Origin of the sequence: Robbsia andropogonis (genome assembly GCF_000970345.1) — a bacterium.
Taxonomy (GTDB): domain Bacteria; phylum Pseudomonadota; class Gammaproteobacteria; order Burkholderiales; family Burkholderiaceae; genus Robbsia; species Robbsia andropogonis.
The window spans coordinates 61,570-84,464 of record NZ_LAQU01000013.1; the positions used below are offsets into that span (position 1 = coordinate 61,570).

General features: G+C 61.2%; 19 protein-coding genes. 11 read left to right on the forward strand and 8 right to left on the reverse strand.

Going from position 1 to position 22,895, the window contains the following annotated elements; all coding sequences use genetic code 11:
• The first annotated feature begins 174 nt into the window (after window positions 1-174).
• From recG to WM40_RS13685, 9 genes are all read left to right on the forward strand, one after another.
• Window positions 175-2,577 carry an ATP-dependent DNA helicase RecG gene (gene recG / locus WM40_RS13640; protein ID WP_024901794.1) on the forward strand — a complete coding sequence of 801 codons (2,403 nt, stop codon included), beginning with the start codon at window positions 175-177 and terminating at the stop codon, window positions 2,575-2,577.
• Window positions 2,578-2,686: 109 nt separating this feature from the next.
• Window positions 2,687-3,646, forward strand: coding sequence for a LysR substrate-binding domain-containing protein (locus tag WM40_RS13645; RefSeq protein ID WP_024901793.1), 960 nt, complete (start codon window positions 2,687-2,689; stop codon window positions 3,644-3,646).
• 786 nt (window positions 3,647-4,432) lie between these two features.
• The gene (locus WM40_RS13655) at window positions 4,433-4,921 is read left to right on the forward strand and encodes a Dps family protein (RefSeq protein WP_024901792.1); all 489 of its coding nucleotides are present in this window, start codon (window positions 4,433-4,435) and stop codon (window positions 4,919-4,921) included.
• Between the two features lie 311 nt (window positions 4,922-5,232).
• The gene (ubiA, locus tag WM40_RS13660) at window positions 5,233-6,099 is read left to right on the forward strand and encodes a 4-hydroxybenzoate octaprenyltransferase (RefSeq protein WP_046153136.1); all 867 of its coding nucleotides are present in this window, start codon (window positions 5,233-5,235) and stop codon (window positions 6,097-6,099) included.
• A 155-nt stretch (window positions 6,100-6,254) separates the two neighbouring features.
• Window positions 6,255-7,553, forward strand: coding sequence for an amino acid deaminase (locus tag WM40_RS13665; protein WP_046153137.1), 1,299 nt, complete (start codon window positions 6,255-6,257; stop codon window positions 7,551-7,553).
• Window positions 7,554-7,677: 124 nt separating this feature from the next.
• On the forward strand, window positions 7,678-8,559 hold the full coding sequence (locus WM40_RS13670) for a MurR/RpiR family transcriptional regulator (RefSeq protein ID WP_046153107.1): 882 nt from the start codon (window positions 7,678-7,680) through the stop codon (window positions 8,557-8,559).
• Window positions 8,560-8,624: 65 nt separating this feature from the next.
• A complete protein-coding gene (locus WM40_RS13675) occupies window positions 8,625-10,154 on the forward strand; it encodes an N-acyl-D-amino-acid deacylase family protein (RefSeq protein WP_046153138.1) in 1,530 nt (509 codons plus the stop codon).
• 92 nt (window positions 10,155-10,246) lie between these two features.
• The gene (locus WM40_RS13680) at window positions 10,247-10,636 is read left to right on the forward strand and encodes a RidA family protein (RefSeq protein ID WP_024901787.1); all 390 of its coding nucleotides are present in this window, start codon (window positions 10,247-10,249) and stop codon (window positions 10,634-10,636) included.
• Between the two features lie 61 nt (window positions 10,637-10,697).
• A complete protein-coding gene (locus WM40_RS13685; protein ID WP_024901786.1) occupies window positions 10,698-12,053 on the forward strand; it encodes a GntT/GntP/DsdX family permease in 1,356 nt (451 codons plus the stop codon).
• A 71-nt stretch (window positions 12,054-12,124) separates the two neighbouring features.
• Here WM40_RS13685 and WM40_RS13690 read toward each other — a convergent pair whose 3' ends face one another.
• From WM40_RS13690 to WM40_RS13710, 5 genes are all read right to left on the reverse strand, one after another.
• Window positions 12,125-13,477 carry a hypothetical protein gene (locus tag WM40_RS13690; RefSeq protein WP_157685792.1) on the reverse strand — a complete coding sequence of 451 codons (1,353 nt, stop codon included), beginning with the start codon at window positions 13,475-13,477 and terminating at the stop codon, window positions 12,125-12,127.
• Between the two features lie 75 nt (window positions 13,478-13,552).
• Window positions 13,553-14,317, reverse strand: coding sequence for a YggS family pyridoxal phosphate-dependent enzyme (locus tag WM40_RS13695; protein WP_024901784.1), 765 nt, complete (start codon window positions 14,315-14,317; stop codon window positions 13,553-13,555).
• Window positions 14,318-14,465: 148 nt separating this feature from the next.
• On the reverse strand, window positions 14,466-15,206 hold the full coding sequence (locus WM40_RS13700) for an LrgB family protein (protein WP_046153109.1): 741 nt from the start codon (window positions 15,204-15,206) through the stop codon (window positions 14,466-14,468).
• Window positions 15,203-15,577, reverse strand: a complete 375-nt coding sequence (locus tag WM40_RS13705; protein WP_024901781.1) for a CidA/LrgA family protein — start codon at window positions 15,575-15,577, stop codon at window positions 15,203-15,205. Before WM40_RS13705 ends, WM40_RS13700 begins: the two co-directional genes overlap by 4 nt.
• Before the next feature lie 79 nt (window positions 15,578-15,656).
• Window positions 15,657-17,132, reverse strand: coding sequence for an FAD-binding oxidoreductase (locus WM40_RS13710; RefSeq protein WP_024901780.1), 1,476 nt, complete (start codon window positions 17,130-17,132; stop codon window positions 15,657-15,659).
• 209 nt (window positions 17,133-17,341) lie between these two features.
• Between WM40_RS13710 and WM40_RS13715 the strand changes: the two genes are divergently transcribed.
• A complete protein-coding gene (locus WM40_RS13715) occupies window positions 17,342-17,908 on the forward strand; it encodes a cob(I)yrinic acid a,c-diamide adenosyltransferase (protein ID WP_024901779.1) in 567 nt (188 codons plus the stop codon).
• A gap of 63 nt (window positions 17,909-17,971) precedes the next feature.
• On the opposite strand, the gene WM40_RS27915 is transcribed toward WM40_RS13715, so the two are convergent.
• On the reverse strand, window positions 17,972-18,646 hold the full coding sequence (locus WM40_RS27915) for a hypothetical protein (protein WP_024901778.1): 675 nt from the start codon (window positions 18,644-18,646) through the stop codon (window positions 17,972-17,974).
• Between the two features lie 406 nt (window positions 18,647-19,052).
• Between WM40_RS27915 and WM40_RS13725 the strand changes: the two genes are divergently transcribed.
• Window positions 19,053-19,757, forward strand: a complete 705-nt coding sequence (locus tag WM40_RS13725) for a YopJ family acetyltransferase (protein WP_046153110.1) — start codon at window positions 19,053-19,055, stop codon at window positions 19,755-19,757.
• A gap of 8 nt (window positions 19,758-19,765) precedes the next feature.
• Here the strand turns inward: WM40_RS13725 and aroG are convergent, their stop codons facing one another.
• Window positions 19,766-20,848, reverse strand: coding sequence for a 3-deoxy-7-phosphoheptulonate synthase AroG (aroG, locus tag WM40_RS13730; RefSeq protein ID WP_046153111.1), 1,083 nt, complete (start codon window positions 20,846-20,848; stop codon window positions 19,766-19,768).
• Window positions 20,849-21,374: 526 nt separating this feature from the next.
• Window positions 21,375-22,877 carry a metalloprotease TldD gene (tldD, locus tag WM40_RS13735; RefSeq protein WP_046153112.1) on the reverse strand — a complete coding sequence of 501 codons (1,503 nt, stop codon included), beginning with the start codon at window positions 22,875-22,877 and terminating at the stop codon, window positions 21,375-21,377.
• Between the last annotated feature and the right edge of the window lie 18 nt (window positions 22,878-22,895).

Below are 22,895 nucleotides of genomic sequence, written 5' to 3' on the forward strand. Positions count from 1 at the left end.
GGACATGCTGTAATCGCGCGCAAACGCGGCACCGGGAGCACGGCAGAGCGGTTCCGGGATGCCCTGCGGATCCTTACGAGCCGGGAATTCCGGCATCCGGACACGGAGGGCATGCGGGCCAGGGTGGCCCGGGCGAATGCGCAAAAGTCGTTATTGTACTGGTGAAGTGTACTTATGCCCGCGGAGAAAAAGGTTCCTGCGAAAAAAGCCGCCGGCAGCGACGCGGCCGCCAAGCTGAACAAGCTCGGTTTGGCGCGCGACATCGATCTCGTCCTGCACCTGCCGATGCGCTATGAGGATGAGACCCGGATCACGCCATTCGCGCAGTTGTTGCCTGGCATGCTTGCGCAGGTCGAGGTGCGCGTCGTGGATTCGGAAGTGTCCTATCGGCCCCGGAAGCAACTCGTCGTACGGGTGGAGGATGCCGCGGCGATGGGGGCCACGCGCGGCACGGCTCCCCTTGAGGATACGCCGGGCGCGGATGTCGAGCGTCCCGTCGGGCACGACATGTCGGGGCGCCGTTTTGGCGAACCATTGAGCTTGCGCTTCCTGCATTTCTACGGTTCGCAATTGCGCCATTTCGCGCCCGGTACGCTGCTGCGGGTTCGCGGGGAAGTGCGCGGCGGTTTTCTCGGTCTTGAAATGGTGCATCCGACCTATCGCGCGGTGGAGCCGGACACGCCGCTGCCGACTGCATTGACACCGGTCTATCCGTCGACGGCCGGGGTCAGCCAGGCCTATCTGCGCAAGGCAATCGATAATGCGATGGCACGCACGCCCTTGCACGAAGTGATTCCGGCAAACGTGATGCCGACACACGAGATTGCCAGGGCCGGGCGGTTTGGTGACGGCGCGCGCGGCTTGCCCACCTTGGCCGATGCGGTACGGGCATTGCATCATCCGGCGAAGGATGTCGATGCGCAGGCCCTGATCGATCGCACGCATCCCGCATGGGTCCGGATCAAATTCGATGAATTGCTGGCTCAGCAATTGTCGCTGGCGCGGGCGCGTGCCGAGCGGCGCGCGCAGGCGGCGCCAGCCATGCCGGTGCCGCAACCATTGCAACAGGGCGAAGTGTCCCCCGCGACGAGGACGGCGGGACCGGCGCCTGGCGCACGTGCGGGTGTTGATGCCAACGCTCATGCCGGGTCGTTGACCGAACGCCTGCTGCGGGCCTTGCCGTTTCAACTGACGGAGGCGCAGCGCAAGGTGTGTGCGGAGATCTCGGGTGACCTGGCGGTCCGTTATCCGATGCAACGATTGCTGCAGGGCGATGTGGGGAGTGGCAAGACGGTCGTGGCGGCGTTGGCGGCCACGCAGGCGATCGATGCGGGCTATCAGGTTGCCTTGATGGCGCCGACGGAAATCCTGGCTGAGCAGCACGCGCGAAAACTGCGTGGCTGGCTCGAGCCCTTGGGCGTGCATGTCGGATGGCTCGCGGGCAGTCTCGGGGCGAAGGCGAAGCGGACGGCCATCGAGGCCGCGGCTTCCGGCATGGCGCAATTGACCATCGGCACCCATGCCATCATCCAGGACACCGTCACGTTCGCGCGGTTGGGTCTGGTCATCGTCGATGAGCAGCATCGCTTCGGGGTCGGGCAGCGCCTCGCGCTACGTCAGAAGGCGCGCCATGCGGGCACCATTGCGCATCGTGATGCGCGCATCGGCATGGACGCGGGCGCGCGTGACACCGCGGCGGGCCCGGATACGCCGATCGCCCGCCCGCCGGTACTTGCGCCGCTGGCGGAGGGGGTGCAGCCGCACCAACTGATGATGAGCGCCACGCCCATCCCGAGGACGCTGGCGATGACGTATTACGCCGATCTGGACGTGTCGACGATTGACGCTCTCCCGCCCGGCCGTACGCCGATCATCACGAAAACGATCTCGGACCTGCGCCGCGCCGAGGTGGTGGAGCGGGTGCGCCAGGCGGCGTTGCGTGGTGCGCAGATCTATTGGGTCTGCCCACTGATCGAGGAAAGCGAAGCGCTGCAATTGCAGACTGCGGTGGACACGCATGGCGCACTGGCCGCCGCCATGCCGGAGCTGCGCATCGGTTTGATCCACGGCAAGCTGTCCGCGGCGGAGAAACAGACGGTGATGGACGATTTCGCCGCCGCCCGTACGCAGGTATTGGTGGCGACTACGGTGATCGAAGTCGGCGTGGATGTTCCGAATGCATCGTTGATGGTGATAGAGCACGCCGAGCGGTTTGGCCTGGCGCAGTTGCACCAGTTGCGTGGCCGCGTGGGCCGGGGCAGTACCGCGTCCGCGTGTGTCCTGATGTACGCGCAACCGCTCGGGCAGATTGCCAAATCACGGCTGCAAACCATGCGCGACACCACGGACGGCTTTGAGATCGCACGTCGGGACCTGGAAATTCGTGGTCCGGGAGAGTTCCTTGGCGCGCGTCAATCCGGTGCCGCCATGCTGCGCTTCGCCGACCTGGAAGTCGACCGCTGGCTGGTCGAGCCGGCGCATGCGCTGGCACAGCAGCTACTGGCGACGCATCCCGATGCGGCTCAGGCGCATCTGGACCGCTGGCTGGGCACAAGGGCACAATTTCTGAAGGCATAAAGACTGCCACGACAAGAATGTCGTGCCGGCGCGGGTTGGCGGATGAGGACAACGCGTGTATAAACCACAGTGAGAGAAAAAATCTATCGCGTTCCCTTTTTCGATTGTCATGACGCTTACTGAACTGAAATATATCGTCGCAGTAGCGCGCGAACGTCACTTTGGCCGTGCCGCAGAGGCCTGCTTTGTCAGCCAACCGACGCTGTCGGTGGCGATCAAGAAGCTAGAGGACGAGCTCGAAGTGCAGATTTTCGAGCGCGGCACCAACGAAGTCAGCGTAACGCCAGTGGGCAACCAGATTGTCGCACAGGCGCAACGGGTGCTGGAGCAGACACTGGCGATCAAGGAGATTGCCAAACAGGGGCAGGACCCGCTGGCCGGTCCGCTGCGCCTTGGCGTGATCTATACGATTGGCCCGTATCTGTTGCCGGCGCTCGTCAAGAACATGATCGAGCTGGTGCCGCAGATGCCGCTGATGCTGCAAGAGAACTACACGTTGAAGCTGCTCGAATTGCTGAAGCAGGGTGAACTTGACGTGGCCATCATGGCATTGCCGTTTCCTGAAACGGGGCTGATGGTGCGCCCGCTCTACGATGAGCCATTCGTGGTTGCCGTGCCGCGTGGTCATGATTGGGAACGACGTCCGGCGATCGTCGCCGACGATCTGAAGAAAGAGACGATGTTGTTGCTTGGCAATGGCCATTGCTTCCGTGACCAGGTGCTGGGCGTATGCCCTGAACTGATGCGCTTCTCGCAGAACGCCGACGGCATTCAGAAGACATTCGAGGGTTCATCGCTGGAAACGATTCGGCATATGGTGGCGAGCGGCGTCGGAATCACGGTGCTGCCGCGCACATCGGTCCCCCAGATCTCCGAGCTGGATCGCACGACAGATAGCGGGCTGTTGTCCTACGTGCCGTTCACGGCACCCGCACCGGACCGTCGCGTCGTCCTGGCGTGGCGCAAGAGCTTCACGCGCAACGAGGCGATCGAAGCCGTATGCCAGGCAGTCCTGGCCTGCGAGCTACAGGGCGTGGAAAAACTCGACCTGCCCGCGGTCGCGCAGTAAGCCGATCACGCCACCATCCTGTGTGGCCATCGCGTGGCGCTGTGCGGACGTCTGGCCTGCACGGTCGAGAAGGGCGCGCGACATCTGATTTCCACCGGCCGATTGCAGATGGCACGTCCTCGGCCACAGAACTTGCCAACCCGCGCGTATTTCCAAAGAGCGGTGCGTATTAAATAAATGTCCGACCGGTGCTGCTGTCAGACTATCTGATAGATAAAAATAATCAATTTCAACTTTTCGATAGTTTAATGTAAATTCGTTTTCATGGCGTCACCCCGGGCGCCGCGTTGATAGATATTGCATGTAAGGAGACGAAATACCATGAGCACGAATCGCACTTCCAACGCCTCGACGACCCCTGCCGTTCGCCCGCAACATCGAAATCGCACGCCGATGTCGACGTTGACCCGCCTGTTTGCCCATTTCGCCCGCGCGCACTGAGTGCGCTTCATCGCGGTCACCCACGCCGGCATTGCCCCGCGCGGCACGATGACGGATGGCCGCGTGCTTGAGCAACAGACGAAATGAAGCAATCCTTGTGATTTTTAAAAGCTATCGAAATAATATACTCGATTAATTTTATTAATTATGTAAGCCGTTGTACACTGCGTTCAAGGGTGTCGAGGACGTTCTTGATAAGGGTTCTCGTCGCAAGTGAATGCGCGGGTGTCATGACGAGTGCGCGAGCGGAAAAGGCGCTTGGTATGCTATCTGCGCGCCTGCGCAAGACGCGCAGGATGGAAAAGGTTCCGATAAACTTGAGCGGACAATAACAGGAGTGCTGCAATGGGCAAGAAAGAGAAAAGCGTGGCGGTCAATATCGGCATTGGTGATGACGACCGCAAGAAGCTGGCGGAAGGCTTGAGCCGGTTGCTGGCCGATACGTATACGCTGTACCTGAAGACGCATTACTTCCACTGGAACGTAACGGGTCCGCAGTTCAACTCGCTGCACACGATGTTCGAGACGCAGTACACGGAGTTGGCTGTCGCTTCCGACGACATCGCGGAGCGTATCCGGGCATTGGGATATTTCGCGCCGGGCAGCTACAAGGAGTTCGCGAAGCTGACGACGATCGCGGAAACGGACGGCGTGCCGGACGCGAGCACGATGATCAAGGAACTGGTCGAAGGCCAGGAAGCCGTGGTGCGCACCGCGCGCGCCATCTTCCCGATCTGCGATGCCGCCAGTGATGAGCCGACCGCCGACCTGCTGACGCAACGCATGCAGACGCACGAAAAGACCGCGTGGATGCTACGCTCCCTGCTGGCGTAAAAAGCCGCGTCACGTGATCGGACTTGCCGTGACGCCGCGGACTTGACGCGTGAACCGGTCCACGCATGCTGCTCGTGCGAAGGTGGACCGTTGATTTTGGCGGGCCATCGTTTTCCCTTGATTTACCAGGGGGGGACGATGGCCCGCGCTACGTTTACCGTGCATGCCGCATCGAGGGTGCGCCATCGACGGCCTGTTCAAGTGAAGCGTGTATCATGCATTCACCCCAGCGAGGATGCATGATGCCGCACGTTTCACCTTCCCCTTCGTCCCCTCCGCCCGCAGGTTCGCCTGACGGCCCGATCGCGCGATTGCGCGCGCGGCTGCCGCTGTATCTGCGTCTGATCAGGATGGACAAGCCGATTGGCAGCTTGTTGTTGCTGTGGCCCACGCTGAACGCATTGTGGATTGCATCCGATGGGCATCCGAAGCCGGGTATGGTGGCGATTTTCATTATCGGCACGATCCTGATGCGTTCCGCGGGCTGCGCGATCAACGACTATGCGGACCGCGATTTCGACAAGCACGTGAAACGCACCGCGAATCGCCCATTGACGTCGGGACGTATCCGCGCGTGGGAAGCGTTGGCATTGGCTGCGGGGCTTGCCGTGCTGTCGTTCCTGCTGATCCTGCCACTGAATGGGCTGACGAAGTGGCTCTCTCTCGTGGCTGTCTTCGTGGCCGGAACCTATCCCTTCTTCAAGCGCTTCTTCGCGATTCCGCAAGCCTATCTCGGGATTGCGTTCGGCTTCGGCATTCCGATGGCCTTCGCCGCCGTGCAAGATCACGTGCCACTGCTGGCGTGGGTGATGCTCGCCGCCAACGTTTTCTGGGCGGTCGCTTATGACACCGAGTATGCGATGGTCGATCGCGACGATGATGTGAAGATCGGCATGCGCACCTCTGCCATTACGTTCGGTCGCTATGATGTGGCAGCCGTGATGGCGTGCTATCTGGTGTTCCTCGCCACCTATTCGGGCATTGGCGCCGCGCTGGGCTTTTCGCTGCCGTACATGGTCGGCCTGGTGTTGGCCGCGGCGTGCGTGATCCACCACCACCGATTGATCCGGGATCGCGATCGCGACGGCTGCTTCAAGGCGTTCCTGCACAATAATTGGCTCGGCGCCGCGCTCTTCGCGGGTATCGTCGCGCAATACCTGCTGCGCGGCATCGGCTGACGAAAATTATTTTCACCTATTGCCATTCGCTTTTGGTTCGCCTAGCATCCGATCAGCGGTAATCGGGTATTTGGCTTTCTGGAGAGGATGCGATGCGTGAAAATAATTTTCAGTCACGAGCGCCGGTGTCGGCGTGGAAGGCGGACACGCATCCCATGCTCGATCGTTTCGGCAAGGGCCTCGGGGTGGAGATCGCCGCCGCCAGCGTCGCCGACGTCGCGCAAGCCGGCTGGCAGATTCTGCGCGAAGACGTCAGCCTGCCGGTTGCGGTGCTGCGCGAGGCACGCATCACGCACAACCTGCAATGGATGCAGGCGTTTATCGACCGCTACAGCGTCAAACTTGCTCCCCACGGAAAGACGACCATGAGCCCGGCGTTGTTCCAGCGTCAGTTGGCGCATGGCGCGTGGGGCATCACGCTCGCGACGGCGGCGCAGACGCGTGCTGCCTTCGGGCATGGCGTGCGTCGCGTGCTGCTGGCGAATCAGTTGATCGGTCGCGCGAACATGGCCATCATCGCCGCTCTGCAGCAAGCCGATCCCGCTTTCGAGTTCTGTTGTTGTGTCGATTCCGTTGAGAACGTCGAGGCCTTGGGTGCTTATTTCACGGCAGCCGGCCAGCGTTTGCGCGTGCTACTCGAATATGGCGTGCCGGGTGGACGCACCGGCGTGCGCGATGTGGCGCAGGAAGAAGCCGTGCGCATGGCAGTGCGTCGCTGGCCAGCGCTGGCGTTAGTCGGTGTCGAGTTGTACGAAGGCGTGCTGAATGAAGAGGGCGCGATCCGTGATTTCCTGCGACGGGTTTGCGCCCGGGTTCAGGCGATTGCCGATGCCGGTGATTTCGCGACGGGTGAAGCAACGTTTCAGCATGAAGGGACGTCGATGGCGCCGATCCTGTCCGGCGCTGGTTCCGCATGGTATGACGTGGTCGCCGAGGAGTTCACTGCCGGCGCCGCCACGATGGAACTGGTGCTGCGTCCGGGCTGCTACCTCACCCATGACGTCGGCATCTACCGACGCGCCAACGAGCGTATCCAGGCGGACAACCCGATAGCGCGCGAGATGCAGCGCAGCTTGCTGCCAGCGCTGCAATTGTGGGCGCATGTGCAGTCTGTGCCCGAATCGGGCAAGGCCATCGTTGCGCTGGGCAAACGTGATGCGGCGTTCGACGCCGGTTTTCCAGAGGTATCGCTGCATTACCGGCCGTCATCGCTGGCAAATGCGGCCGATGCGGTGGGCGAGCGACCGCCCGTGGCGGCGCCCGCCGACTGGAAGATCACCGCGATGATGGACCAGCATGCTTTCCTGACGGTGCCGCCCGGCGCCGATATCCAGCCAGGAGACATGCTGTGCTTCGATATCTCCCATCCCTGCTTGACGTTCGACAAATGGAAGCAGCTCTTGCTCGTCGATGAAGACTACAAAGTGACCGGCGCGGTAACGACGTTTTTCTAGGCGATGGCGGTCTGACGCGGAGACGCTGCGCCGCGCGCGCCGACCGCGCCGATGACCACGCCTGTCATCCAACCGATAGCGCCAGTCGCCTCACCCGCCTCTCGTGCCGCATTCTCTTCGTCCGATGGATCTCGTTTATCAGATCAGCGCATTGCGTGCGCGTTTCAGCGCGACCGAGCACCGTATCGCCGACGCCTGCTTGAAAGATCTGACCTTCGCCGCCTCGGCGACGATCGATCAGCTGGCGGCGCGGGCCGGCGTCAGCCGCTCGGCGCTATCGCGGTTCGCGAAAACCATGGGTTGCCAGGACATCCGCGATTTGCGAATGCAATTGGCGCAGGCCCAGACCGTAGGCGCGCGCTTTAACGCGCGTGCTGCCGCGCATGCCAAGGAAGACGGCACGCGTTCCGGTGTATTTGGCGCCGTGGTAGCCGACATCGAGACGATTCTGCATGGGCAGTTGCGACAATTCGATTCACCGATGTTCGAGGCGGCCGTCGCATTGCTCGACCATGCACGGACGGTGCACAGCTATGGGATGGGCGGGGCATCGACGGTGATGGCGGACGAGTGCCAGCATCGGCTCGTCCGGCTCGGCAAAGCGGTGGCGGCATACCACGACCCGGTACTGATGCGGATGGCGAGCGCGGTTGCCGGGCCTGATCATCTGATCATCGCGTTGTCGCTGACGGGCCTGACCCCCGAGTTGCTGGACGCGATTCGCATTGCACAGGGCTATGGCGCGAAAGTACTGGCCATCACGATGCCGGATTCGCCGTTGGCGCACCTTGCGGATGTGACCTTGCCGTTGCGCGTGGACGAAACGGATTTCATCTACAAGCCGACTGCCGCGCGCTACGGCATGTTGCTGGCGATCGACATCCTGATGACGCAATTTGCCTTGCTGCACGCGGAGGCGAACCAGGAACGGCTGCGTCGCGTGAAGCTGGTGTTGGATAGCTACCGGGACGACGGCCGGCATGACAGGTTGCCGCTCGGTGATTGAATGGACAGGAGGCAATGATGACGGACCGTCACGAAGCGGCCAGAACGATGGGGAACGACAATGCCATGCGGCGTGTGCGTTCGGCCGAGGAAAAGCCGGCATATGACACGATCATCCACGACGTTGAAGTGGAAGATGGCAGTGGTGGACCGTCATATCGTGCTGATATTGGTCTAAGCGACGGCCGCATCATCGATATCATGGCGCCGGGCGATATGCTGCGACTGAAAGCCGTCGCGCGACACGACGACATCGACGGTCGCGGGTTGGTACTGGCACCGGGCTTCATCGACGCCCATACGCACGACGACACGATGGCGATCCGTTCACCGGACATGCTGCCGAAGGTATCGCAGGGCATCACGACGGTGATCGTCGGCAATTGTGGCATCAGCGCGTCACCCGTGCGCTTACGCGACCCGGCGGCGCCGGTGCCTGATCCGATGAATCTGCTCGGCACGCCGGACGCGTTCCGTTATCCGACGTTCACGGCGTATCGCGTGGCAGTGGATGCCGCGCAGCCCGCGGTCAACGTGGCGGCGCTGATCGGTCATACGGCCTTGCGCAGCAACCATCTCGACCGCCTCGACCGCGCCGCCACCGATGACGAAGTGGCAGCCATGCGCGCCGAGCTCGATGCCGCACTCGCCGATGGTGCGTTGGGATTGAGTACCGGCCTTGCCTACGGTAATGCGTTTGCGGCCACGCCGGAAGAAGTGCAAGGGCTTGCCGGGGTGCTGGCCGACCATGCCGCGGTGTACACGACGCACCTGCGCAGTGAGTTCGCCCCTATCCTGGAGGCGCTCGATGAAGCCTACGCCGTAGGTCGTCAGGCGCGCGTGCCCGTGATCGTCTCGCATCTGAAATGCGCCGGCGCCGGCAATTGGGGCCGCAGCGCCGAGGTGCTGGACAGCGTTGCCGGTGCCGCGCGCTATCAGCCGGTAGGCTGCGACTGCTATCCCTACGCGGCCAGTTCGTCGACGCTGGATATAAAGCAGGTGACCAGCGACTTTCCGATCAAGATCACCTGGTCGACACCGCATCCGGAACAAGCGGGACGGCACCTGGCGGATATCGCCGCCGATTGGCGATTGTCGCTAGAAGATGCGGCACGTCGGTTGCAGCCTGCCGGGGCGGTCTACTACAACATGGACGAGAACGATGTGCAGCGGATCATGCGGCATCCGTTGACGATGTTCGGATCGGACGGCCTCCCGGAGGATCCGCGCCCGCATCCACGCCTGTGGGGCGCCTTTCCGCGGATTCTGGGTCATTACAGTCGCGATCTCGCGTTGATGCCGCGGAGCATGGCGGTACACAAGATGACGGGCTTGCCGGCCGCGCGCTTCGGCCTGACCGAGCGCGGCGAGATTCGTTCCGGGTATTGGGCTGACCTGACCTTGTTCGATCCGGAGACGATCATCGATGTGGCGACGTTCGACGATCCGGTTCAGGCGGCGGCGGGCATTGTCGCGGTCTGGGTGAACGGAACCCTCACTTATCGGGACGGACAGCTCACGGGCGAGCGCAGCGGGCGCTTCGTCGCGCGGGGTCCGATGACAATGGGATCGACATCGCCGCTCGATGAAGGGTGAGGCACGACGCATGCCGATGCCTGTTGGATAAAACAAGGGCGGTGGGACGGTTGAAAGCATTTGCTTACTTTACTGATGCAGGAGAATCAACGATGACGGATATCAAGCGCTATGGCGTGGAGGGCGGCAAGGGCACGGGAGGACAAAACCTGCCGTTTGCGCGCGCGACGCAGGCGGACGGCTGGCTGTGGGTGTCGGGCCAGACGCCGATGGTCAATGGCGAGGTTGTCGAGGGCGGTATCGTCACGCAATCGCACCAGGCCATCCGCAACTTGCTGTCTATTCTGGAAGAGGCCGGCTATGGTCCGGAGCATGTAATGCGGTGTGGTGTCTGGCTTGACGATGCCCGGGACTTCATGTCGTTCAATCGCGTGTTCGCGGAATATTTCGGCGCGAATCCACCGGCCCGCGCGTGTGTGCAATCGAGCATGGTGATCGACTGCAAGGTCGAAGTCGACTGCGTTGCCTATAAGAGATCCTGACAATACGCCGCCGTAGCCTGCAATTTCAATACAATACACGTCCGATTCTAAAGGGGAAGTCATGACACCCGTTCATGGTGGAATGCTGCTGGTCTATGCGCTGGTGGCGGTGATCGCACTGATCGTGCTGATCGCCAAGTTCAAGCTGAATCCATTCATCACGCTGATGGTGGTGTCGGTCCTTCTGGCGTTGGTCGTCGGCATGCCGATCCCGACGATCGTCAAGTCTTTTGAGACAGGTGTGGGTGGCGCTTTGGGCCACATTGCCATCGTCGTCGGGCTGGGCACGATGCTTGGCAAGATGATGGCCGAGTCCGGTGGGGCGGAACGTATCGCCCGCACGATGATTAATACGTTCGGCGAAAAGAATGTCGAATGGGCGATGATGTGCATCGGCTTTCTCGTCGGTCTGCCGGTGTTCTTCGAGGTGGGTTTCGTGCTGTTGGTGCCGATCGCGTTCAACGTCGCGCGCCGTACCGGCGTGTCGATGATCAAGGTCGGTCTGCCGATGATCGCAGGTCTGTCCGTCGTGCATGGTCTGGTCCCGCCTCACCCGGCGGCCTTGCTGGCGGTCAGCGCCTATAACGCCGATATCGGTCGAACGATCCTGTTCGCGCTGATCGTCGGTATTCCCACCGCGATCTGCGCTGGCCCGCTCTGGGCGAAATTCATCGCGCCGCATATCACGCTGCCGGAGCACAATCCGATCGCCGAGCAGTTCACGGCGAAGGAGGACGGCAGCACACGGCAACTGCCGAGCTTCGGCTTGACGCTGGTGACGGTGTTGCTGCCCGTGGTCTTGATGCTAGTCGGCAGTTGGGCCGACCTGTTCACGACGCCGAAATCAACGGCGAACGACCTGCTACGCCTGATCGGTAACCCCGACATGGCACTTCTGTTGGCGGTGTTGCTGAGCTTCTACACGTTCGGCAAGGCACGCGGCTTTACGCGTGAAATGATTCTGAAATGGTCGAACGACTGCCTGGCGCCCACCGCGAGCATCACGCTGGTGGTAGGTGCGGGTGCCGGTTTTGGCCGCATCTTGATGGATAGCGGCGTGTCGAAGGCGATCGTCGACGTGGCCACGGGCGCACATGTACCGCTGTTGGTGCTTGCATGGCTGGTGGCGGCGCTGATCCGTCTTGCGACGGGGTCCGCCACGGTGGCGATGACGACCGCTGCGGGCATCATTGCGCCGATCGCGGCAGTGGCTACCGGCACTCGTCCGGAACTGTTGGTGCTGGCGACCGGGGCAGGTTCGTTGATCCTGTCGCATGTCAACGACGGTGGGTTTTGGCTGATCAAGGAATATCTGAACATGACCGTGGCGCAGACGTTTAAGACCTGGTCCGTGCTGGAGACGATCATCTCCGTGGTGGCACTCGCGCTGACCTTGGGTCTGTCGGTTGTGATGTGATCCATCAGGCCGTGCCGGCGGGCGCGGCGCGAAGGCGGGTAGGTTTCAACCGTGCGGCATCCACGGCATCGCTATTGGGGGTGATCCCCGGTGCCGCCTTGGTCGAGCCCGTCATGGGGCCATGCCACGCGGCGCAATGACGCGTCATTGCATGGCACGGGTAACCAGCGTGCCTTGAAGAACGCTTCCGCCTCTGGAAAATCGTACGTATCGATGATCGGATGACCGTGGCGTTTCGCCAACGCCTCGAACGCGACGAAATCGCGCAACGGCACGCCGAAGACATCGTAAGGCAGCTTATGCAGCAACGTGGCGATCAGTCTGCGTTCGGCGGGATCTTCGCAATCGAGCAGATGGATATGCGCCGAGGTGACCGGTTCCGCGTCGAGATGCATCTCGTCCATTTCACGTAGCGCGTCACCTGAATAATGATCAATAGCGCGGTCGAGATAGCAAAAATTTTCCGCATTGGAGGCGCCGCGAATACCGTCCGCGCGAATTGCGTAGAGGCGGGGGATATCGTGCCCGGTGACGTTGACGATGCCGCGCGTGAACACGTACCGTGCGCCGCGTAACGATGCGCTGCCGATCAAGGGATCATAGGCGCCATCTTGTCCGGCTTCTTTCGCGCCGCGGGTAGGGTCGCCGGAATAAAGCATTGGATCGACGCCGAGGAAACATCGGGATCGTCCGAAGCCCGTGCGCAAAAGGACCTCGGCGGGTCGAATGTCGACACGGTACATGACAAAAAAATTTTCGCGTCCTAACAAGCCTGTCGCACAGCGTGTCAACGTTTCCGGTAACGCGATATCGTCATGCTCGGCCCGAAGCGCATCCAATGCTAAAGCCCTCGCGGCAACGATGTCGCCATCATGGGCATTGCTGGAAAATAAGTCGGTTTCCCACCCAAAGGTCGCTGGGCAAGGCGGTTGCGGCACGATGGATGGTGGCGCGCGCAGGCGAGACAAATCGAATGCTTCTCTCTCGGCTACGTTGAACGTGCGAAGGTCGAGATAGTCGGCCAGAGGGCCAGGTCTGGCCTTTCTTTCCGTGGTCGCCATCGGCTCCGATGAAGCGGTCGGTTTCTGGAAACGCTTCAGGAATCGACGCATCGCGCGCCTGGCATCAGCACTGGCCGGGCATCCCGTTTGTTCCACCTTGTTTGCCATCTGTCGTGACCGGCGTTCCCCCCACGCTCTGACGATCTCGAATCGGTTGCGCCTGGCGTAGTCGATGTCCTCGATATCGGTGCTCTCTTCCGCGCCATCCGCATGCGCCATGCCGACTGTGTTTTCGACCCATGAGGCGGTTCGCGCTTGCGCGTCATTCGACCGGGCTGCATCGTAAGGCTTGGCCGCCGTGAACGACGTATTGGTGGATGGTCGCCGGCGAATGGTTGATTCGCTGCAAATACGAGAATGCAACAAAGGCCCTCAGCTTGATAAGAAGCATCTTCCGCGCTTCAAGTCATGTTAATGCGGCGCGCGCGTGCCGACGACCTAACCGATGGATGTAGTGCCGTAGGCGCGATGTCCGAAGATCGCAGAGCCAATGCGCACCAAGGTGCTTCCTTCAAAAATGGCGGCTTCCAGATCAGCGGACATGCCGATGGACAGCGTGTCGAGGTCGATCCCTGCACCGCGTGCTTGATCGCGCAAAGTATGTAACGCACGATGTGGCGTCCGCTGCGCCTCCATGTCTGTCGATGAAGACGTGTCATTGCCAAGTGCGGCGGGAATGGCCATCAATCCACGCAGGCGCAGTCGAGGAAGCTTTGCAACCTCGCGCAACAGCGCCAACGTGTCCGATGGCGCCACACCATGCTTGCGCGCTTCGTGGCTGATATTGACCTGCACGCAGACATTCAGCGGCGGCAGATGCGCCGGCCGCTGCTCGGACAGCCGGTTTGCGATTTTCAGGCGGTCCACCGTATGAACCCAGTCGAACGCCTCGGCGACCGCGCGTGTTTTGTTGCTTTGCAACGGACCGATGAAATGCCATTCCAGCGATGCACGCAGATCACGCAGCGCTGCGATCTTTTCAAGCGCTTCCTGCACGTAGTTCTCGCCAAAGGCACGCTGGCCAAGATCATGCAACTGACGGACATCTTCCGCGGGAAACGTTTTCGAGACGGCGAGCAGGCCGACGCTGTTCGGTGGACGATGCGCAAGCCGCTCGGTCTCCGCGATACGGGCGCGCACCGCGTCGAGTTGCTGCCGCAGGCGTGTGCCGTCATTGGCGAGAGGCGTGGTGGACGATAGCATGGGGCGTTCTGGGAAACATGGAACAAGAGTCGTCAAGGTATCACTTTTGGCGAGCGCAGCGGTCGACGACGTTCAAATCGCCGCCCGCGATCTGCAAGGAACGCGCATGTTGCTCGAGGATGCGGCGTCCGCCACGTCGCTCCGCTTGTCAGTGGCCCAGCCAGCCGGAAAGCAGGGGCAGCAGAAAGGGGACGACAATAGCGGTGAAGAGGCCGTTGATACCCATGCCGAGGCCGGAGAATGCGCCCATCTCGGCGCTGGTTTGAAAGGCGCGTGCGGTGCCGATGCCATGCGCCGCCACGCCGATCGCGAAGCCGCCGGCCTCATGCTCTCGCACTCGCACTAGGCGCAGGATCGTCGGTCCCAGGGCGGCGCCGATGATGCCCGTGGCAATCACCAACACGGCGGTCAGCGACGGCAGGCCACCGATCTTTTCGGAAATCGCCATGGCAATCGGTGTCGTGACGGACTTCGGTGCCAGCGACGCCACGGTCTGCCAGGGCAAATCCAGGCAACGCGCCACGAACACGGCGGAGAGAATGGCGGTCAGCGAACCCGCCACGAGGCCGCCCAACAAGGGCAGTAAGGTGCGTCGCAGTTTCACCGATTGCCGAAACAAGGGCACGGCAAGCGCGACCGTTGCGGGGCCAAGTAGGAAATGGATCGTCCACGCGCCGTGGAAATACGTCGCGTACGACGTATGCGTCAGGGACAGCACGAGGACAATCAGGACAATTGACATCAGCACGGGATTGGCCAGGGGGTGCGAGCCGGTGCGCCGCGACACGGCCAGTGCGATCAGGTACACGCCAATGGTCAAGATCAATGCAAACAACGGCGATGCCGACAGCGTGATCCAGATGGCGGGCAGCGTGGTCGTCGTGGTCATTGCTCCACCTGTCCGCCTTTGGGCTTGTCACCCCTACCGTCACGCATCAGCGCACTGGTCACCAGCGCCGTTACGGCAATGGCAAGGACCGTGCTGACAAGCAGGGTGACAGCGAGGGCAGGCAGCTCGTCGCCCATACGGGCGCCAAAAGTCATCACGCCCGCGCCGGCCGGCACGAACAACAGCGATAGGTGCTTGAGCAGCGTATCCGCCGCAGGTTCCACGGACTTCGCCACGCTCGGACGCCACAACAGGAAAAGGAACAACAGGATCATGCCGATGACCGAACCCGGGATCGGCAGATGTAGCAGCAAGGCAAGCGCCTCGCCTAGCAATTGAAAGCCCAGCAGGGCCGTGAAGGCAGCAAGCATGAGAACGCGGGTAGCAATGAAAGTCAGCGGCGCCGCGCGACGCAACCCTGCGCGGCATCGTATCTGGTGGAGAACGGTGTCAGACGGATAACGCGGGCACCGTCGGTCCCTCGAAAGCGAAGATCTTGCCTGGGTTCATCAGGTTTTTCGGATCAAGCGCCTGCTTGATGGCGCGCATGACGCCGATGACATCCTCGCCATGCTCCTCCACCAGGAAGCCCATCTTGTGCAGGCCGATGCCGTGTTCGCCGGTGCAGGTGCCGTCCATCGCGATGGCGCGGCGTACCAGACGCTGGTTCAGCGCTTCGCCTTTTTCAAATTCGCCTTCGGTGTTCGGGTCCACCAGGATCAGGACGTGGAAGTTGCCGTCACCCACATGACCAACGATCGGACACAAGAGCCCGGACTCGGCCAGATCCGCCGCGGTCTCGTTGACACAGTCGGCCAGACGCGAAATCGGCACGCAGACATCAGTTGTGATGGCCTTGCAACCGGGGCGCAATTGCAGGAAGGCGAACAGTGCGTTGTGTCGCGCGGTCCACAGCTTGTTGCGCTCTTCAGGCCTTGTCGCCCACTGAAAATCGGATGCACCATGCCCGTCGGCGAGTTCGCGCACCGCCGCGATCTGTTCGTCGATCGCCGATTGCGAACCCTGGAACTCGAAGAACAGCGTGGGCGCCTCGGTCATCGACAGCTTTGAATAGTCGTTAAGCGCGCGGATCGCCAGCGGGTCGATGAATTCGACTCGCGAGATCGGAACGCCAATCTGGATCGTCTCGATTACCGTCCGCACTGCCTCGTTCATCGTCGGGAAGGTGCAGATTGCCACCGACAGATGTTCCGGTTGCGGGTATAGCCGGACCGTGACCTCGGTGATGATGCCCAGTGTTCCCTCGGAACCGACGAACAGGCGTGTCAGGTCGTAGCCCGCCGACGACTTGCGCGCGCGCGTACCGGTCTTGATGACGCGGCCGTCGGCCAGCACCACGGTCAGGTCCAGTACATTTTCACGCATCGAGCCGTAGCGGACCGCGTTCGTGCCCGACGCACGCGTGGATGCCATGCCGCCCAGGCTGGCATCGGCGCCTGGATCAATCGGGAAGAACAGCCCCGTGTCGCGCAGGTGTTCGTTCAGCCCCTTGCGCGTCACGCCGGCCTGCACTGTCGCGGTCAGGTCCTCGGCGTGCACCGACACGATGGCATTCATTTCGGACAGGTCGATCGAGATGCCGCCTTCGATGGCCAGCAGTTGCCCCTCGATCGATGATCCCGCGCCGTAGGGAATCAACGGCGTGCCATGATGCGCGCAGAGCGTGACGATGTCGCTGACTTCCTTGGTGGAATGCGCGAACACCACGGCTTCGGGCGGCACCGGGTCGTACGGTGATTCGTCGCTACCGTGGTGTTCGCGGACGGCATCCGCCGTCGTGACGCGGGTGCCAAAACGCGTTTGCAACGCGTCGAGCAGCGCGGGTGAGAGGGGCGGGCGGCGCGGTACACCGCGCGCGGCATGTGCGGACGGTGCGGCGGAAGGCGAATGAAGGCCAGACGTCATGATGGGAGGCGTGTGCCGAAGCACCACAGAAAGGTCGTGGGATGACCTGAATTCTACGCTTTATTGCTGCATTATCACGCAGAGGGATAATGCGATGTACATGATCCGGTATGTGCCTTCCATTCTACAATGCCAGGTGTTTGCCACATGTCTGGCGGCGCGATAGCGGCGCAAGGGTGGGTGGCGCTGCCGTGTAATGAGGGAACGAAATGAAAAATCGACTGACGAAAATCGTGACGCGCACGGGGGATGCCGGGACGACCGGCCTTGGCGACGGGCGTAGGGTTGCCAAGACTTCCTTGCGGATTGCCGCGCTTGGCGATGTGGACGAGCTGAATGCGACGCTAGGCGTGCTATTGACGCATGCGTTGCCGGAGTCGATCCGCACGTGCTTGCTCGCGGCGCAGCACGATTTGTTCGATCTTGGCGGGGAACTCGCGATGCCGGGCATCAGCGTATTTCCCGAAAAAGCAGTGTTGGCCGTGGAGCAATGGATCGAGGACGGCAATGCCGATTTGCCGCCGTTGCGAGAATTCATCTTGCCGGGTGGGACCGCCGCAGCCGCCGCTGCGCACGTTGCAAGAACCGTCAGCCGGCGCGCGGAGCGTAGTCTGTGGTCGTTGGCTGACGATCCGGAGGACGGTGGTTCGCGCGTGGGCTGCCTGTATTTAAATCGGCTGTCCGATTGGCTTTTTGTTGTTGCGCGGCAGCTTAATCGCACCGAGGGGCACGACGAAGTCTATTGGCGTTCTCCACGCGAGCGGGGCGGGCGTTAGAAGGAACAAGGGAACGAATAACATCGGCAGGTAAGGTCATGGGCTACGCAATCGTATGCGCTGTCACGCAACATGCCGTAAATACCCGCATTCATGAAAGTGTTCGCTCTTCTTCAATCCGCGGTGCAGCGTGACGGGCGATGTCGCCGCCGCGTGCAAGTTGAGCACCCGCTTCGGCTTGACCTCACACATCGATGCGGCTGCCTGGTACGCCGCGATGACTAACTGCGAACAGAACGCACCCTCACTCGCCCATGCCGGATGTGAAACAAACGCGTCCGCCGCGTGTTTCTCAGTTTCGGCTCTTGCCATCGATCCATAATGAGAAGACCGGACGACTGAGGTTGCCGCCCCTCGTTTGCTATAGGGAACGTTACCCTCGGCGCCCCACGCCGCCGCGACTGTTGCAGCCGTATGTGCCATGTCGTGATTATCGATCATTCGGTAAACGCGATAAAAGCCTGCATCCAACCGCGCGTTTCGGATTCTCAGGACGTCCCCGCCTGACATTTCCGTGACGTCGTGTGCACCATCGGACAGTCGCGTCCAAAGTAGTGCATGGACTATTCTCGAGTTGCCGTGGCGAGTGCGCCAACGTGCTAGTTGCTGCGGTAACTGCGCGATATGGATCAACAAGTGCGCGGCGGTCGTCGTCTCCGGTTCATCGATATATAGCAGGATGTCGCCTCGCTGTAATTGGTCGACTGTGACGGTTGCTGGCGGATAGGCGCTAGGCATGATGATGCTCCCTCGTGGATAAATCGTTTTGCCGATCGAATCAAGGGAAGCGTAGTGGAGGCATGCGCTGAGTCTCGTCTTTTTGACGGCGCATGTTATAAAAATACCTTGGATGCCTGTTAAGCTTCAAAAGATCCGATTGGCATTATCGTAGGCAGATCCTGTGATGTAAGACAGGTGTCTGCGTCCGACATTTGTGAACTGCTTTTTTCAGCGCCAGCGTTGATCGATATTCGATTCGCGTAATCTCCGTCGAGATGGGAAAGAAATAGCGGGATGCTTCCGTCCCTGCTTGCAATGCGTAAAGTCAGAAATTTGGAAGATATTGATAAATTATTTAGGAGAAGAAATAAAATGTATCAAGACAGCACGCAATCCGAGCCTCACGCCGTCAAGTCGAAGAGGTATGACCGGGCGCGAGGCACCATTGGACGATGTTCACGGCACGCCGACGCGGTCTGATGAGCAGGCGGCGCACGAGATACTCAAGCGTATAGAGCGTAGTCTGGAGACGCACCGCCCGATCGACTTTCAGAACAACAGTCTGGATCGCGCCGTGTTGCCGGCGGACGACGTGGCTGAAGTCGTCCAGCACGAGTGGCTGAGTCCAATGCACACAATGGGGCTTCCTACCGCAGCGATTTATCACGATTTCTTCGGCGCGACGTTGCTTGATGCGTTTGACGCTATTGCGGCCCTGCATCGCTGTGTCATCGCCATGGGTCTTCAGAAACCACGGCAGGACTACGCGATGTTCTGTTTGTTTTTAGCCAGGAAAATGACGAGCGAGCAGACCGCGCGATGGCATCGTGAGAATCTTGACGCGCCGGCATCATGCATGGATTGGCCGACGGTGGTAAAGGCGGAGGCGTTGAACCTTCCGTCCGCATTTTACAAGCATGCATCGTCGTTGCGCCAGATCGGCGCGATTTCAGCGGACCGGCGCGATGGAGTGGTCGTGAACAAACGCAATGAATCACGCATGATGCGCGGTGGCAAGTACATGACACCACGTTCGGACGATCCGTCACGAAACCACAAGGCGTCCATCCTCCATAAACGATGGGACTACGTGCGCCGCGCGCTTAGGACGCTGCCCGTGCAGCCGTAAAAGCGAGGTCAGTTACCGCGGCTACGCAGGAGGCGTCGTTGCCGGACCGCGGCGGCCAGTGTCTCCAGTACGCCAACGCTGTCTTCCCAACCGATACAGGCATCGGTGATGCTCTGGCCGTATTGCAATGCATCCAGCGTGCAGCCAGGCGTCAGGTCCTGGCGGCCGGCGACCAGATGCGATTCGATCATCACGCCTACGATCCGCTGCTCGCCACCGGCAATCTGTGCACCGATATTGGCGCAGACCGGGATCTGGTTCTCGTGCTTCTTCTCGCTGTTTGCATGGCTCGCATCCACCATCAGGCGGGCGGCCAGACCGGCTTGGCCGATCTGATTGCATGCGACATCGACACTTGCCGCATCGTAATTGGGTGTCTTGCCACCGCGCAGGATGACGTGGCAATCCTCGTTGCCGGAGGTCGAGACGATGGCCGAGTGACCACCCTTTGTCACGGAAAGGAAGTGGTGCGGTTGCGATGCCGATTTGATGGCATCCACGGCAATCTTCACATTGCCGTCCGTGCCGTTCTTGAAGCCGACCGGGCAGGACAGTCCCGATGCCAGTTCGCGGTGTACCTGCGACTCGGTCGTCCGTGCGCCGATCGCGCCCCATGACACCAGGTCGGCGATGTATTGCGGGCTGATCATGTCGAGGAATTCGGTGCCGGCCGGCACCCCTCGGCGATTGATCTCGACGAGTAAATCACGCGCGGTCCGCAAACCTTCGTTGATCTTGAAGCTGTTGTCGAGCCTCGGGTCGTTTATCAGGCCTTTCCAGCCAACCGTGGTGCGCGGCTTTTCGAAATACACGCGCATGATGACTTCGAGTTCACCGCTGAAGCGATCTCGTTGTGCACGCAGGCGATCCGCGTACTCCAGTGCGGCCTTCGTATCATGAATCGAGCAGGGACCGACGATGACGATCAGACGATCTTCCATGCCGTGCAGGATGCGATGCAGTGCGGCGCGGGTATGGAAGATCAGTTGCGACGAGACATCGTCGCACGGGAATTCACGCAGCAGGTGCGCGGGGGGCGTCAACTCTTTCATTTCGCGAATCCGGACGTCATCGGTATTGTGCAGGCCCATATCGGTCTCCTAATTGTCTGTTGGTCTGCGCTCGGCCAGTGTTCCCTTCACATCCCGCGGAGGCGTTCGAGGAGCACATCAACCGCTGGCCCGGCCCGGCGGTGGCGGAGATGCAGCAAAAAGCGGTACCGCAAAAATGGAATAAAAAAAAACCGCCAGACTGGGCGGCGGTTCGTTTCGGTGTGTTCAGTGCGTCAGCACCCCTCTCCGTCCGCCATGGGCTCGAGATAAAAATAAAACGCAAAATAAAGGCGGGCAGATTGAGACATTGTCGTCACTGGCGATACATGCACATTCAGAGATGCGGCGAAAGGGAAGCGCTTTACGCGTTTTCGCCGTCCCGCGGCAAGACGTCGCGGGCGCATCGATAAGGAAACTTTATACGCCCTGGTTACGCACAACGCAAGTAGAGGGGGTGATTTCGCGGATAAGAAGCATAAAGCGCCAAATTTCTGCGAATAATCCGCGTTGATTCGACGTTTTATGCGTGCCGCAGTCGTGGCGTTGTCTTATCGCATCGCCGCGATCAGGCCGTGCCGCCGACAGTCATCCGGTCGATCCGCAGCGTAGGCTGGCCCACCCCTACCGGCACGCTCTGGCCGTCCTTGCCGCAGACGCCTACGCCACGGTCCAGGGCCATGTCGTTGCCGATCATGCTGACGTACTTCAGCGATTCCGGACCGCTGCCGATCAGTGTCGCGCCTTTGACCGGATAGGTGATCTTGCCGTCTTCGATCATATAGGCCTCGGATGCGGAAAACACGAATTTACCGTTCGTGATGTCGACCTGGCCGCCGCCGAAGTTCACCGCATACAAGCCCTTCTTGACCGATGCAATGATTTCTTCGGGCGTCTTGTCGCCGTTCAGCATGTAGGTATTCGTCATGCGGGGCATCGGCAACGCCGAGTACGATTCGCGTCGCGCGTTGCCGGTCACCGGCATGCCCATCAGGCGGGCATTCAGCGAATCCTGAATATAGCCTTTCAGGATACCGTCCTCGATCAGCGTCGTACACTGCGTCGGATTGCCTTCGTCGTCAATATTCAGCGAGCCGCGGCGGTGTGGCAGCGTGCCGTCGTCGACGACCGTGACGCCTTTTGCCGCCACGCGTTCACCGATCTTGCCCGCGAATGCCGACGAGCCCTTGCGGTTGAAGTCACCCTCCAGGCCATGCCCCACGGCTTCATGCAGCAACACGCCCGGCCAGCCCGGGCCGAGCACCACACTCATATTGCCCGCGGGAGCCGGCTTGGCGTCGAGGTTGACCAGTGCCGCGCGCACCGCGTCGTCGACATAGCTTTCCAGCTTTTCGTCGTCGAAGTAGCGGTAGTCGAAGCGGCCGCCGCCGCCGCCGCTGCCTACTTCGCGGCGACCATTCTGTTCGGCGATGACCGTTACGGAAATACGAACCAGTGGGCGGATGTCGGCCGCCATCACGCCATCGCTGCGCGCGACCATGACGATGTCATACTCGCCGGCGAGTCCGGCCATCACTTGCGTGACGCGCGAGTCGCGTGCGCGGGCCATCTTCTCGATCCGTTCCAGCAATTGCACTTTGGCGGTCGCGTCAAGGGAGGCCAGTGGATCCTGCGGCAGGTAGAGATCGCGCCCGTAGACACCGTGCAGCGCGTTGGCGGGCACGATGCGCTTGCCGCCGTTGCCATTGCCAGGCACCTTGCGTTTGCCGCTGCCCTGGTTGAACGTGCCGATCGCACGCGTGGCCTCGGCCGCCTGCATCAGCGCTTGAGGGGAGAGGTCGTCTGAATAGGCGAACGCGGTACGGTCGCCTGCGATGGCGCGGACGCCGACACCTTGATCGATGCTGAACGAACCGGATTTGACGATGCCTTCCTCGAGGCTCCACGCTTCGGAGCGGGTCGTCTGGAAATACAGGTCCGCGTAATCGACCCGGGCCTTGAAAATCGAGCCGAGCGTGCGCAGTAACTGGGCTTCGTCAAGGCCATGCGGCGCCAGCAACGCTTGTTGCGCGATGCTCAGGGATCGGATAGCGGAATCGGTCGGATGCATGCAGAGTCCTCGTAAAAA

Coding starts and splice junctions, on each gene's coding strand:
- recG (WP_024901794.1), top strand. CDS start 175: ATGCCCGCGGAGAAAAAGGTTCCTGCGAAAAAAGCCGCCGGCAGCGAC.
- WM40_RS13645 (WP_024901793.1), top strand. CDS start 2,687: ATGACGCTTACTGAACTGAAATATATCGTCGCAGTAGCGCGCGAACGT.
- WM40_RS13655 (WP_024901792.1), top strand. CDS start 4,433: ATGGGCAAGAAAGAGAAAAGCGTGGCGGTCAATATCGGCATTGGTGAT.
- WM40_RS13665 (WP_046153137.1), top strand. CDS start 6,255: ATGCTCGATCGTTTCGGCAAGGGCCTCGGGGTGGAGATCGCCGCCGCC.
- WM40_RS13670 (WP_046153107.1), top strand. CDS start 7,678: ATGGATCTCGTTTATCAGATCAGCGCATTGCGTGCGCGTTTCAGCGCG.
- WM40_RS13675 (WP_046153138.1), top strand. CDS start 8,625: ATGCGGCGTGTGCGTTCGGCCGAGGAAAAGCCGGCATATGACACGATC.
- WM40_RS13680 (WP_024901787.1), top strand. CDS start 10,247: ATGACGGATATCAAGCGCTATGGCGTGGAGGGCGGCAAGGGCACGGGA.
- WM40_RS13685 (WP_024901786.1), top strand. CDS start 10,698: ATGACACCCGTTCATGGTGGAATGCTGCTGGTCTATGCGCTGGTGGCG.
- WM40_RS13695 (WP_024901784.1), bottom strand. CDS start 14,317: ATGCTATCGTCCACCACGCCTCTCGCCAATGACGGCACACGCCTGCGG.
- WM40_RS13700 (WP_046153109.1), bottom strand. CDS start 15,206: ATGACCACGACGACCACGCTGCCCGCCATCTGGATCACGCTGTCGGCA.
- WM40_RS13705 (WP_024901781.1), bottom strand. CDS start 15,577: ATGCTTGCTGCCTTCACGGCCCTGCTGGGCTTTCAATTGCTAGGCGAG.
- WM40_RS13710 (WP_024901780.1), bottom strand. CDS start 17,132: ATGACGTCTGGCCTTCATTCGCCTTCCGCCGCACCGTCCGCACATGCC.
- WM40_RS13715 (WP_024901779.1), top strand. CDS start 17,342: ATGAAAAATCGACTGACGAAAATCGTGACGCGCACGGGGGATGCCGGG.
- WM40_RS27915 (WP_024901778.1), bottom strand. CDS start 18,646: ATGCCTAGCGCCTATCCGCCAGCAACCGTCACAGTCGACCAATTACAG.
- WM40_RS13725 (WP_046153110.1), top strand. CDS start 19,053: ATGACCGGGCGCGAGGCACCATTGGACGATGTTCACGGCACGCCGACG.
- aroG (WP_046153111.1), bottom strand. CDS start 20,848: ATGGGCCTGCACAATACCGATGACGTCCGGATTCGCGAAATGAAAGAG.
- tldD (WP_046153112.1), bottom strand. CDS start 22,877: ATGCATCCGACCGATTCCGCTATCCGATCCCTGAGCATCGCGCAACAA.